The 11,834-nt window shown below is 69.2% G+C and carries 13 protein-coding genes; 7 read left to right on the forward strand and 6 right to left on the reverse strand.

Going from position 1 to position 11,834, the window contains the following annotated elements:
- The first annotated feature begins 362 nt into the window (after positions 1-362).
- The 3 genes from ACZ6SD_RS32345 to ACZ6SD_RS32355 all read left to right on the forward strand — a co-directional run bounded on the left by ACZ6SD_RS32345 (position 363) and on the right by ACZ6SD_RS32355 (position 3,978).
- Positions 363-1,751 carry an L-serine ammonia-lyase gene (locus tag ACZ6SD_RS32345; protein ID WP_465320826.1) on the forward strand — a complete coding sequence of 463 codons (1,389 nt, stop codon included), beginning with the start codon at positions 363-365 and terminating at the stop codon, positions 1,749-1,751.
- Between the two features lie 191 nt (positions 1,752-1,942).
- Positions 1,943-2,155: a hypothetical protein gene (locus tag ACZ6SD_RS32350; RefSeq protein ID WP_465320827.1), complete on the forward strand. Its 213-nt coding sequence runs from the start codon at positions 1,943-1,945 to the stop codon at positions 2,153-2,155.
- Complete coding sequence (locus tag ACZ6SD_RS32355; protein WP_465320828.1) at positions 2,152-3,978, forward strand: sigma factor-like helix-turn-helix DNA-binding protein; 1,827 nt, start codon at positions 2,152-2,154, stop codon at positions 3,976-3,978. Before ACZ6SD_RS32350 ends, ACZ6SD_RS32355 begins: the two co-directional genes overlap by 4 nt.
- Positions 3,979-3,984: 6 nt before the next feature.
- On the opposite strand, the gene ACZ6SD_RS32360 is transcribed toward ACZ6SD_RS32355, so the two are convergent.
- From ACZ6SD_RS32360 to ACZ6SD_RS32380, 5 genes are all read right to left on the reverse strand, one after another.
- Entirely contained in the window at positions 3,985-4,173 is a 189-nt protein-coding gene (locus ACZ6SD_RS32360) for a hypothetical protein (RefSeq protein WP_465320829.1), read from the reverse strand.
- On the reverse strand, positions 4,170-5,126 hold the full coding sequence (gene ku, locus ACZ6SD_RS32365; protein WP_465320830.1) for a non-homologous end joining protein Ku: 957 nt from the start codon (positions 5,124-5,126) through the stop codon (positions 4,170-4,172). The genes ACZ6SD_RS32360 and ku overlap by 4 nt, the downstream gene beginning before the upstream one ends.
- Before the next feature lie 132 nt (positions 5,127-5,258).
- Positions 5,259-6,053, reverse strand: coding sequence for a SigB/SigF/SigG family RNA polymerase sigma factor (locus ACZ6SD_RS32370; protein ID WP_465320831.1), 795 nt, complete (start codon positions 6,051-6,053; stop codon positions 5,259-5,261).
- Complete coding sequence (locus ACZ6SD_RS32375) at positions 6,050-6,556, reverse strand: ATP-binding protein (RefSeq protein ID WP_465320832.1); 507 nt, start codon at positions 6,554-6,556, stop codon at positions 6,050-6,052. The genes ACZ6SD_RS32370 and ACZ6SD_RS32375 overlap by 4 nt, the downstream gene beginning before the upstream one ends.
- A gap of 107 nt (positions 6,557-6,663) precedes the next feature.
- A complete protein-coding gene (locus ACZ6SD_RS32380; RefSeq protein ID WP_465320833.1) occupies positions 6,664-7,143 on the reverse strand; it encodes an ANTAR domain-containing protein in 480 nt (159 codons plus the stop codon).
- Positions 7,144-7,506: 363 nt separating this feature from the next.
- Here ACZ6SD_RS32380 and ACZ6SD_RS32385 point away from each other — a divergent pair, with 363 nt between their 5' ends.
- The 4 genes from ACZ6SD_RS32385 (at position 7,507) to ACZ6SD_RS32400 (ending at position 11,315) form a co-directional block, all read left to right on the forward strand.
- On the forward strand, positions 7,507-7,818 hold the full coding sequence (locus tag ACZ6SD_RS32385) for an iron-sulfur cluster biosynthesis protein (RefSeq protein WP_465320834.1): 312 nt from the start codon (positions 7,507-7,509) through the stop codon (positions 7,816-7,818).
- 75 nt (positions 7,819-7,893) lie between these two features.
- The gene (locus ACZ6SD_RS32390; protein ID WP_465320835.1) at positions 7,894-8,424 is read left to right on the forward strand and encodes a hypothetical protein; all 531 of its coding nucleotides are present in this window, start codon (positions 7,894-7,896) and stop codon (positions 8,422-8,424) included.
- 137 nt (positions 8,425-8,561) lie between these two features.
- Positions 8,562-9,962 carry a dihydrolipoyl dehydrogenase gene (lpdA, locus tag ACZ6SD_RS32395; RefSeq protein WP_465320836.1) on the forward strand — a complete coding sequence of 467 codons (1,401 nt, stop codon included), beginning with the start codon at positions 8,562-8,564 and terminating at the stop codon, positions 9,960-9,962.
- A gap of 216 nt (positions 9,963-10,178) precedes the next feature.
- Entirely contained in the window at positions 10,179-11,315 is a 1,137-nt protein-coding gene (locus ACZ6SD_RS32400; RefSeq protein WP_465320837.1) for a hypothetical protein, read from the forward strand.
- Positions 11,316-11,343: 28 nt separating this feature from the next.
- On the opposite strand, the gene ACZ6SD_RS32405 is transcribed toward ACZ6SD_RS32400, so the two are convergent.
- Positions 11,344-11,511 (reverse strand): hypothetical protein, encoded by a 168-nt coding sequence (locus tag ACZ6SD_RS32405; protein ID WP_465320838.1) that lies wholly within the window; start codon positions 11,509-11,511, stop codon positions 11,344-11,346.
- Between the last annotated feature and the right edge of the window lie 323 nt (positions 11,512-11,834).

The raw sequence follows: 11,834 nt of genomic DNA on the forward strand, positions 1-11,834 counted from the left end.
GGGAGCCTTCGGCCCCACGACCACGGCGAGTTTAGGGATCTTCCTTCTCCCCCAAAGAAACCACTCCACCCCATCGAGCACCTGGCAGGGCCGGGTGCGGCTTCGTGGGGGGCGGGTTCGTTGGGCGGTTCGCCCCATCGAGCGCCTGGCAGGGGTGGTTCGGCCTGGTAGATGTCCGGGTGTCCTTGCTCCACCCGTCGGTTAGTAATTGGTCTGGGCGCAGTGCTGGGTACCGATGGTGAGGTGCACAGTGGAGGTATGCGAGACGCCTGCTCCAACCGGAGGGGGCGGATTGAGGGCCGTGGGATGGCGTGCCGTGATCCGGTGCGTGTCCTGGGTCCTGTGAGGGAGGGTGGTGTGTCGTGGCGGTTAGCGTCTTCGACCTGTTCAGTGTGGGGATTGGGCCGTCTAGTTCGCACACTGTGGGGCCTATGCGGGCCGCGTTGACCTTTGTTGAGGGGTTGCGTGCCGAGGGTTTGCTCGACTCGGTGGGGCGGGTTCGGGCGGAGTTGTTTGGGTCGTTGGGGGCTACGGGGCACGGGCACGGCAGTGACAGGGCGGTGATGCTGGGGTTGGAAGGTGAGCGGCCGGAGGAGGTCGACACCGACAGCGTCGCGCGGCGGGTGGCGGGGATTCGGGAGTCGGGGACGCTCACGTTGTTGGGGGGTCGGTCGGTCGCGTTTGTTGAGGATCGGGGGGCGGGGGATGGTGATCTGGTCATGCACCGCCGTCGGGCGCTTCCTCTGCATCCCAATGGCATGGTCTTCTGCGCCTGGGATGGGGCTGGGGTGGAACTGGCGCGGCGCACGTACTACTCGGTCGGTGGTGGGTTTGTCCTGACCGAGGACTCGGCGGGTGGGCCGGTCATCTCCGCGGACACCACTCCGGTCCCGTTTCCGTTCCGGACGGCCGCCGAACTGTTGGCTCACTGCGAGCGCCACGATCTCACCATCGCCCAGGTCATGCTGCGCAACGAGCTGGTGTGGCGCACGGAGGCTGAGGTCCGTGCTGGCCTGCTGCGGATCTGGCAGGTCATGCGGGACTGCGTTGCCCGGGGCTGCGCGCGTGACGGCGTGCTGCCCGGGGGACTCAAAGTCCCGCGCCGCGCGAAGTCGTTGCACGCCAAGTTGGTGGCGGAAGACGGTGCGGGCGACCCGCTCTACGTCATGGACTGGGTAAGCCTGTTCGCGCTGGCCGTCAACGAGGAGAACGCGTCCGGCGGGCGGATCGTCACCGCCCCCACCAACGGCGCGGCGGGCATCATCCCCGCCGTCCTGCACTACTACACGCGCTTCCTGCCCAACCCCACTGATGACGGCGTGGTCGAGTTCCTGCTGACCGCCGCCGCGATCGGCGTGGTGCTCAAGGAAACCGGCTCCATCTCCGGCGCCGAAGTCGGCTGCCAGGGCGAGGTCGGCTCGGCGTGCGCGATGGCGGCCGCAGGTCTCACCGCCGTCCTCGGCGGCTCGGTCGCGCAGGTCGAGAACGCCGCCGAAATCGGTCTTGAACACCACCTCGGCCTGACCTGCGACCCGGTCGGCGGCCTGGTCCAGATCCCCTGCATCGAACGCAACGCGGTCGGCTCCACGAAGGCCATCAACGCCTCCCGCATGGCCCTGCGCGGCGACGGCACCCACGTCGTCCACCTGGACAAGGTCATCAAAACCATGCGCGAAACCGGCGCCGACATGCACACCAAGTACAAGGAGACCGCCCGAGGCGGCCTGGCCCTCAACGTCATCGAATGCTGACCACCTGAGCTGCCGCCAAGCGGCTGATCTTTGGCCGATCACCCCACGCGGCTTCCACGTGCTGCCATACTCGGGGGCACCAGAGCGTTGTCTGTCGCTGTTTGGAAGCGATCCGCACCTGGCATGCCCAGCGCGCGGCCCGTATTCCTTGGGATGCAGGCACGCTTCTTCGAGCTGCCAAGGAGTGCGTGTTGAACGCTGTCTTCCAGTCAGTCGATCTCGTGCCGGTGTGGATCGCGGCGACGGTCGTCCTGCTCCGCTGGGCACCCCGCCCGGTGCTCACCCTCGTCGCCGGGATCGCCGCCGTCCTCAGCCGCGACAGCGTGCGAAGCAGCCGCGCCCTCGAAGTCCTCCACCTGACCCTGAACGACTCGCCCCGACCCACCCCACCCGCGAACCGATGACCCACCCCGAGCCGATCCGGGAGACCCCGCCCCGGCACGGCGCCAAGTGGGACCCGGCGGAGGAAGACCGCCTGCTCGACGCGTTGCGCGGTCCGGCGTCGGCGGCGGAAATAGCCGCGGCACACGGCCGGACGGTGGTGGCGATCCAGGCTCGCGCCGCAGCCGTGGTCAAGCCCACGCGCGATTTCGACACGCTCGCCGAGGCCCTCGACTGGATACGCGCTGAACTGCGCCGAGGCCCAGACGGCCCACTCGGTTGGGCCCTGCGGCGAGCCGATCAGGCCAGAGAGGCCCCCGAGGGGGAGCAGCAGACCGGGGAACCGGTGCGAACCGATGGCGCACCGGCTGATCCGCCGCCGCGCGCTGCCATGGGAGACCGGCAGGCGGGGGGCACGGGCGCCAGCCAGGGGCCGCCCGCCGCCGCTCCCGGGCAAGCGTCCCGCGTCAGCGTCGTCATGGGGTTGTGGTCCTCGGCAACCGGCCTCTCCTCGGATGGGGAGGCGGGGGAGCGGATCGCGGCGAGCGCCGAGATGGGCGTGCTCAGCCGTTTTCCGGACCCGGTCCTGGCCCGGGCCGCCGAGGCTCTGTTCGCCGCCCGGGGGAAGGTCGACGCGGCGGACTGGGTGATCGAGTGCGACTGGCCCGATGTCGGTGACCTGGTGTTGACGGCGCAGCAGGTGCGGGACCGCGAGGAGACGGTGCGCATGGTCGGCGGTGAATTGCTGTCGGCGTCGTTGGCCAAGGTCGCAAAGCCGAGGGTGCGGGAGGTGCTGCGGCTACGGCTGGGCATGGATGACGAGGCATACACCCTGCATGCCATTGGCACCCGGTTCGGCGTGTCGAGGGAACGCATCCGGCAGATCCAGAACCAGGGACTCAATCGGCTGCTCGTGCGCAAGCACACCGGAGTCCGGCGCGGGTGGGACCAGGCCCACGATGTGCTGCGGCACGCGTTGGTGTCCGAGGACGGGTCGTTGGACCCGGGCCGGGTGTTGTCGTTCATCGAACTCGCTGTGCCCTACGCCGATCGGGATACCGCCGTGAAGGTGGTCGCTCGGGTGTGCGGGCACGACAAGGCCATGGCCGACGATGTCGCCAAGCAGGTCGCTCTCGCCTACCGGGAGCGGGCGGCGGTGCGAGCGCGGGAATTGCGGGAAGAGAAGCGGCGCGGCATCGTGAACAGCCGGGTTCAGCGGCTGATCGACGATGCCGATTGGGGGGAGCAGACGGCCGAGCCCCTGCCCGTGCTGACGCCCCAGCGGGACCCGAGCGGGAGCGAGGGGCGTGGGCGTGCGGGCTGGTGGCTCTCGGCCAAGCTGGGGCGCGAGGTCGGCCACGAGTCGGAGACCGAGTTGCGCGTCATCCAGCGGCTTGACGCTTCGGATCTCGTCGTCTCCTACTGCGAGCAGCCAGTCCGGATTCCCTATCGGCTCGACGGCGAACCACGGGTCTACTATCCCGACCTCGCGGTCGACCTGCGCGACGGCAGGCGGCTCGTGATCGAGGTGAAGGGAACGCCGTCAGACTTCGCCGAGCGCGGCACCCGGGCGAAGATCGAGGCCGCGCGCGAGTACTGCTTCGCGCGCGGCTGGGGATTCGTCGCCACCACCGGCACCTACACGCTGCGCCAGTTTGTCGCCTGGCCCGTCGAGGACGCCGTCGAGCGGGCGATCCGGGCGCGCCTCACGGCGGGGGCGGCGCACTGGCGAGCCATTCGGGACATGCTTGACCGGTACGGCCTCACGCACACAGCGCTCGGGGCCCTCGTGTGGCGCAATGGTTGGCGGTTCGACCACCGCCCGTACCGGCTCGCGGTGAGCTGAGGTGGGTCAGGCCGCGGTCGAGATCGAGGATGACGACGGCTCGTCGATCTCGGTGGTGTGGATCACCAGGGTGTGTCGGGCGACGTCCAGGTCCTGGCAGTCCGGGTCGGTGCAGTCGAGGGTGAAGAGGTCGACTATCAGGGTGCCGTGGCAGTGGCTGACCCGCTGTACGCAGGAGACGCACGTGGGCGTCACGAGGCCCTCCTCGGTCGGGAGCCCGCGCCCCCGGCCGCTTTCACCGCCTTTTCCAGGTCGGCGCGGCTCATCTTGGAGCGACCCTTGATGTCCAGGTCACGGGCTCGCTTATCCAGCTCTGACTTGCTCAGGCTAGACAAGTCTTCCGACTTTTCCGCGGAACCGTCCCGGCGTTTCTTCCGGCTTTCCACGCTCTTGCTCAACGCCTCGAACAGGTCGACCACCTTGGTCGGGCTGCTGGGGGCGGCCTCGCTGACGACCTCGCGGCCTTCCTTCTTGTCCTCGATCAGCCGCTCGACCCGCTGGGTGTAGGTGTCGTGGTAGTTCTCCGGCTCCCATTCCTCGGTCATGGAATCGATCAGGCTGATCGCCATGTCGAGTTCCTTGCCGCGCGCCGGGGTGATCTCCGGCAGCGACTTGAGTTCCTTCGCCGGGTCGCGGATGTCCTCCGCGAACAGCATCGTGGTCAGGATCAACAGGTCGTCGCCCGCGCGGATCGCGGTCAGGTACTCCTTGCCGCGCATCACGAAGGTGGCGATGCCCGCCCGGTTGGTCTTGCGCATGGCCTGGAGCAGGAGGCTGTACGCCTTGCCGTACTCCTCTTTCGCCGGGGCCAGCCAATAGGTCTTCTGGAAATGGATCGGGTCGATCTCGTCCAAGTCGACAAAGGCGGAGATATCGATCGTCCGGGAGCGGCCGGGGGCGATCTGGTCGAGTTCGTCCGGCTCGATGATGACGTAGTCGCCGCCGCCGATCTCCGCGCCTTTGACGATGTCGGCGTAGGCGACCTCCTTGCCGGTGCGCTCATTGACGCGCTTATACCGGATGCGGTCGGAGGTGCCGCGCTCGAACTGCCGGAAGCTGATCGTGTGGTCCTCGGTGGCCCCGTACAGCTCCACCGGGACCGTCACGAGCCCGAAGTTGATCGCCCCGTTCCAAATCGGCCGCGCCACCGTGCCTCCCCGGCTTCGTCGTCTGCTCCAGTGTGGACCACGAACACCCGGAAAGTCCTGTTCAAACCGCTGCCCCGCACGGGTCGGCGGCCGTTCGGCGCAACCGGGCGGGGCAGCGGGCGGAACTCGGGCTCAGCGGTCGGGCTCGGCGACGAGTCCTTCCCGCAGCGTCTCCAGGGTGCGGCTCAGCAGCCGGGAGACGTGCATCTGCGACACCCCGATCTTCTCGGCGATCTGGGTCTGGGTCATGTTCTTGAAGAACCGCAGCATCAGGATCCGGCGCTCGCGCTCGGGCAGCCGCTCGATCAGCGGGCGCAGCGACTCGTGGTCCTCGATGCCGCTGAGCGCGGCGTCGTCCTCGCCCAGGGTGTCGGCCAGCGGGTCGGAATCCGGGTCGCCGGAGGACAGCGCCTCGTCCAGCGAGACCGACTGGTAGACCTGCCCGGCCTCCAAGCCCTCGTAGACCTCTTCGCGGCTCATCCCGAGGTGCTGGGCGATCTCGCTCGGCGTCGGCGCCCGCCCCAGCCGCTGGGAAAGCTCGTTGCCCGCCGCGCTGATCGTCAGGTGTAGTTCCTTGAGCCTGCGCGGCACGCGCACCGACCAGGCCGTGTCCCGGAAGTAGCGCCGGACCTCGCCCATGATGGTGGGCACCGCGTAGGACAGGAAGTCGATGCCGCGCCCGGGGTCGAACCGGTCGACGGCGTGGATCAGGCCGACCGTGGCCACCTGGGTGAGGTCTTCCCGGGCGACGCCGCGGTGGGCGAACCGCATGGCGATGTGCTCGGCCAGCGGCAGGTGGCCGGTGACCAGTTTGTCGCGCACGGTCTCGCGGCGCGGGTCCTGCGGGCAGAGTTCAGCCAATTCGGTGAACAGGGGGGCCAAGTGCGTGTACTCGTGCCCGGCGCTGGTGTGCGATGCCGTGCTCACCCCACGCCCGCCGTTCGCTCACGGCGGACCGAGATCCCGACCACCGGCGCCCCGTCGTCACCGCGCCGCGACCAGCAGGCGGCCCGGTCGGTCAGGGTGGTCAGCACCCGCCAGGCGAACGAGTCGGTGTCGGGCAGGTCGCCGTCCCTGGCCGCGGTGTGCGCCTCGAAGCACAGGGAACCGCCCTCCCGGGCGAACACGCAGGCGAGGGTGGCCCCGGGCGCGGCGAGGCCGATCAGCGTCGAGCACACCTCGTTCACCGCGAGGGTGAGGTCGGAGATGGCGTCGAGGTCGTGGTCGAGCATGGCCGCCACGGTCGCGGTGACCGACCGCGCGATCGGCAGGCTGTCCAGGTCCGCGCCCAGGCGAAGCTCCACGCGCTCGCTCACCGGCCGCTCGGCCCTGGGCACCGGCACGTTCAGCACGTTGCCCGAGCGCGTCGCCTTGCCCACGAGGCCCGCTAGGTGCTTTCCGGCGGTGGATTCCCCGCCACGCTCGGTCATCGAGTCGTCCCCGTCATGCCGGGCGAGTACCCGCCTACCGCCCCGGAGACACCTTCGCGTTCGCGTGGCTCTCATCTCAGCCTCCTCGTCGACCGGGTCCCGTTCGGCTAGGAGCGGGCGCCGGAACCGTCCGCGATCGGCCCCAAGATGTCGTACGGCGGCACCCAGCCCTGCTCGACCAGCACCCGGTACAGGTCGTACCCGGCCCGCTCCAGTTCGTCGCGCTCTCCTTCCGCGGCCACGAGCGCCCGCGCGGCGTCGAGCAGCGCCTCGTCCAGGCGCAGCGGCTCCGCGCCGGGGTCGTCGGGCTCGTCGGCCCCGGTGTTGCGCCGCAGGTACGCGTCCAGCGGCTCGATCGCGGGCTCGGCGAACATCCCCACCACCAAGTGCGCCACCCGGTGCAGCTTGGTGTTGTACTGCTGGGACAGTCGCACGAGCGCGTCGAACGCCTCCTTCGGCGAGCACCTGCGCAGCACCACGAGCACGCCCATGGCCTGCTCGATCGTCGCACGGGTGCGCAAAGCGCGCCGCAGACCGTCCAACTCGGACTGCAACTGGGCGACCCGCGTGTTCGGGTCCAGGCTCACCGGCGCCCTCCGGCCTGCCCTGGCGGTTTCCGCGGCGCGCTGCCCATGAAGCTTCCCTCCCGGTCGCCGTCGAGTTCACGAGTCCACGCGAGCGAGAGGGGGGACGCGTCGAGAGCGACCGACGCCGAGATCCGGCGGGTCTGACAACACGCAGCCACTCGCTTCACGCGAGCGCCGGGCGGCGACAGTCGGTGTCGGCCCGGCGCGCTGCGGCTGCTTGCTCAACCGCTACCGGAGCACTCTAAAGATCACGCCGAACGGGGCACAAGGCAGGGTCCGCGCTCCACCCGGCGAGCCGCTCCCGGTCCCTCTACGGTGGGTCGGGCAAGCCGCACGAGAAGGTGACACGGAAAGGAGCCAGACATGCTGGCGGTGACAGAAGCGGCAGCCGACGCGATCAGCGCGTTGACGGCGCAGGACGGGTTGTCCGGTCAGGGGGGACTGCGGTTCACCCTGGTCACACCCGAGGTGGACGGCGCGCCGATCGCGGTGGCGCTGGCCCAGGAGCCGGTGGCGGGCGACCAGGTGGTGCACGCGACGGCGGGCGCGCAGGTCTTCCTTGAGCCGGGAGCGGCGGAACTGCTCTCGGACAAGGTTCTCGATGTGCAGCAGGACGCCGAGGGGCAGCTCAACTTCGCGGTGCTCGAACAGCGGGACACACCGCCCGCGATGTGATGTGCACTAACAGGTGATTGAAACCACCTGACCCGGGTAATCCCCCAGTGGGGTGACGAGTCTCGGGAGGCGGATGTGGTTCAGGTCAGCCAGGTCAGGACGAGGTCTTTCGCGCCGCTGTGGCGGGGGCTGGATTTCGGTCCGGCCGTCGTGGTGTTGGCGCCCGGGTCGCGGCAGCCCGCCGAGCTGCCCTCGGCGTGGCGGCCGCTTGAGGAGCGGTTCCAGATCGCCTGGTGCGCCGTGCCTGAGGACGTCGAGTCCGTCGACCGGGTGGAGGACGTGCTCGAAACCCTGGCCGACCGCAACATCCGCACCCACGTGGTCGCCCACACCGCGCTCGCCGACGTCGCGACGAGGCTCGTCGGCGAGTTCTCCGACATCATCCGCGGCCTGGTCCTGGTCGGCGCCTCCCGAACACCCCAGCCGACCGGGGTCAGGACGCGGGTCGTCGCCCCGGGCGTCGATCCCGACCTGACCCGCCCGGATGTGGTGCGCGACGTGCTCGCGGCGGTGGACGCGGGCGAGACCGCCAATGTGCGCTTGGACCTGCCCGACTTCAGCCGGATGACCTTGGGCAGGCTCCGGGTCGAGGTCGGCAGGCCCTGACCTCAGGCGTGACCTGCCCCGTCCCGTCACCGCTCGGCCGGGCCGGGGCAATATCGTGGGGGCATGAGCGAGCGGGCGAGTGAATCATCAACACAGCGCGTGGGCGCGCGGGGCCACCGAACCAGCGAGGTGGCCCGATGAGCGAACACTTCGACGTCGTGGTCCTCGGGGCGGGGCCGGGCGGTTACGTCGCGGCGATCCGGGCCACCCAGCTCGGCTTGAAGACGGCGATCATCGAGGAGCGCTACTGGGGCGGCGTCTGCCTCAACGTCGGCTGCATCCCGTCCAAGGCCCTGCTGCGCAACGCGGAGCTGGCCCACCTGGTGCAGCATGAGGCCAAGACCTTCGGCATCCAGGTGGACGGCCAGGTCAGCTTCGACTACGGCGCCGCCTTCCAGCGCAGCCGCTCGGTGGCCGAGGGCCGCGTCAAGGGCGTGCACTACCTGATGAAGAAGAACGGCATCACCCAGTTCCACGGCCGGGGCAGCTTCACCGACGCCAACACGCTTGAAGTGGCCCTCAACGACGGCGGCACGCAGACGGTCACGTTCGCCAACGCGATCATCGCCGCGGGCGCCACCACCCGCCTGCTTCCCGGCACCTCGCTTTCCGATCGCGTGGTCACCTACGAGGAGCAGATCCTCACTGACCAGCTCCCGGAAAGCATTGTCATCGCGGGCGCGGGCGCCATCGGCGTGGAGTTCGCCTACGTCCTGCACAATTACGGTGTCAAGGTCACCATCGTGGAGTTCCTGGACCGCGTGGTTCCCCTGGAGGACGAAGAGGTCTCCAAGGAACTGGCCCGCCGCTACAAGCGTCTGGGCATCGACATCCTTACCGGCACCCGCGTGGAGTCCATCGACGACAGCGGCGCCAAGGTGAAGGTGACCGTGTCCAAGGCGGGCCAGCAGCAGGTCATCGAAACCGACAAGGTCTTGCAGGCCATCGGCTTCCAGCCCCGCGTGGAGGGCTACGGCCTGGACAAGACCGGGGTCAAGCTCACCGAACGCGGCGCCATCGACATCGACGGCCGCTGCCGCACCTCGGTGGACCACATCTACGCCATTGGCGACGTGACCGCCAAACTCATGCTGGCCCACGCGGCGGAATCCATGGGCATCGTGGCGGCCGAGACCATCGCGGACGCCGAGACCATGGAACTCGACTATGTGATGATTCCCCGCGCCACCTACTGCCAGCCGCAGATCGCCAGCTTCGGCTACACCGAGGCCCAGGCCCGGGAAAAGGGCTACGACGTCCAGGTGGCCAAGTTCCCCTTCACCGCCAACGGCAAATCGCACGGCCTGGGCGACCCGGTGGGCTTCGTGAAGCTCATCAGCGACAAGCGCTATGGCGAACTCCTGGGCGGCCACCTCATCGGCCCCGAGGTGACCGAACTGCTGCCCGAGTTGACCCTGGCCCAGCAGTGGGACCTCACCGTCCACGAGGTGGCCCGCAACGTCCACGCCCACCCGACCCTGGGCGAAGCGGTCAAGGAAGCCATCCACGGCCTGGCCGGTCACATGATCAATATGTAGTCGGTCGCCGTCCGGGGTTTGTCCCGCCCGCAACATTTCGGCGGGCGGGAAGACCCCGGCGCGGGCGGACTCGCGCACCCCGGCCATGAGTAGGGCGAAGATCATTGCCGCGCGGGCGCCCGGTAAATAGGCTGAATCGGCGGAAAGCGCGACTGTCGCTTTCCGGAATCTGCCTGGGGGCAGGCCGAAGAAAGCCCGAGAAACCGGGAGTGCCTGATGCGGGTCAAAGTCCTGTTCGCCGTCCTGCTGGCCGGGGTCGCCGTCGTCGCGACCGGCCCGAGCGCGGCAGCCGCCGTCGCTGCCCCGCGCCCGCTGCCGGTGCCGCCGGACGTGGGGTCGGCCAGGATCACCGACCTCAACCGGCACGGCTCGGTGGTCGGCAGCCTGATCGAGAAGACTTTTCCCCTGTCTAGGGCGACCGCCTGGGTCGGCGGGGAGCTGCGGCGGCTGGAGTGCCCGCACCCGCTGAGCCAGGCCACCCACGTCAACGACCGAGACCAGGTCGCGGGCTGGTGCTACGGCTCCGACAACCAGGTCAAGGCGACCGTGTGGCAGGACGGCGAGGCGACCGTCGTCGCTCCCGCCGACGCCGAGTACAGCGAGGCGGTCGACCTCAACAACCGGGGCGAGGTCCTGGTCTGGTCGCTGATCCGCACCCCCGGCTCCCCGGTCTACCTCGCCCGCTACAGCGTGTGGCGCGACGGCGCGCACCGCACAGCGTTCGAGGGCCCACAGGGACGGCTGTCGGACTTCGCCGTCCTCGGCGAAGGCGGCCACGTCGTCACCGAACTCGACGGCAAACTCCTCCGCTGGCGCGACGGCCGGACAACGGAACTGGCCCGCCCCGCGAACGCCGAGTCCGTCTACCCGGTCGACGTCAACATCCACGGCACCGTAGTCGGCGAGACACGCGACGCCACGTTCACCTACCGGGTGGTCGTCTGGCAGCGCACCCAGCCAGTGGACATCGGCGCCCTAGGCGGCGCGGCCACCAAGATCGGCCAAGCCAACCTGAGCGTAGGACCGTGGATCAACTCAGCGGGCGAAGTCGCCGCCGAGTCACGGACCCCCGACGGCCACTGGCACACGATCCACTGGCGCGACGGCATACTCACCGACCTCACCCCAACCGCGACCGACGCACGCGCGGCGGGCATCAACGAGGCGGGCATCATCGCAGGCACCCTGACCCCCACCGAAGACGCGCCTTCCACAGCGTTCCTCTGGCGACACCGACACCTAACCGAGCTACCCGCCCTAACCCCAGGCGAGTCATCCTCAGCGAGCGCACTGCACCCGCACCGCGCCCAGGTAGCGGGCACCAGCGGGAACACCCCCGTCATCTGGGGCTGACCTCACTGGAGATGAGCCGGTCCCGAAGTCAGCCCTCGGCCCGCTCCTTGGCGTCGTACGCCAAGTCGGCGTAATCGGGGGCCCCTTCGGCCTCACGCAGCTCAACCAACTCATCCGGCAACACCCGAGGCGGCAACTCCCCAAACCGGGCATACCGCAGGAACGCGAACTCATCGTCCGTGAAGTTCTCCGCCATGCCCCCGATTCTGCTCACTTTTGCGTGGCACGGACAACGATTCAGACCCAGTGAGACCTGTCCGAACCCCCGACCCAGGCGTAAGTTCGCCATCATGCGAATCTTGGGCAGGTTCTCACTGGTGCTCAGCCTCGCCTTGCTAGTGATGGTCTTGCCAACCCCCTGGTAAGGCAACGCCCCCAGGCGTCGCGGAGACAGGCCACCCGGGCCGAACCATCCCCCCACCAGGCCGCACCCGAGCCTGCCAGGTGCTCGATGGGGTGGAGTGGTTTCTTTGGGGGTGAAGGAAGATCCCTAAACTTGCCGTGGTCGTGGGGCCGAAG

This window comes from Actinokineospora sp. NPDC051303 (assembly GCF_055586285.1).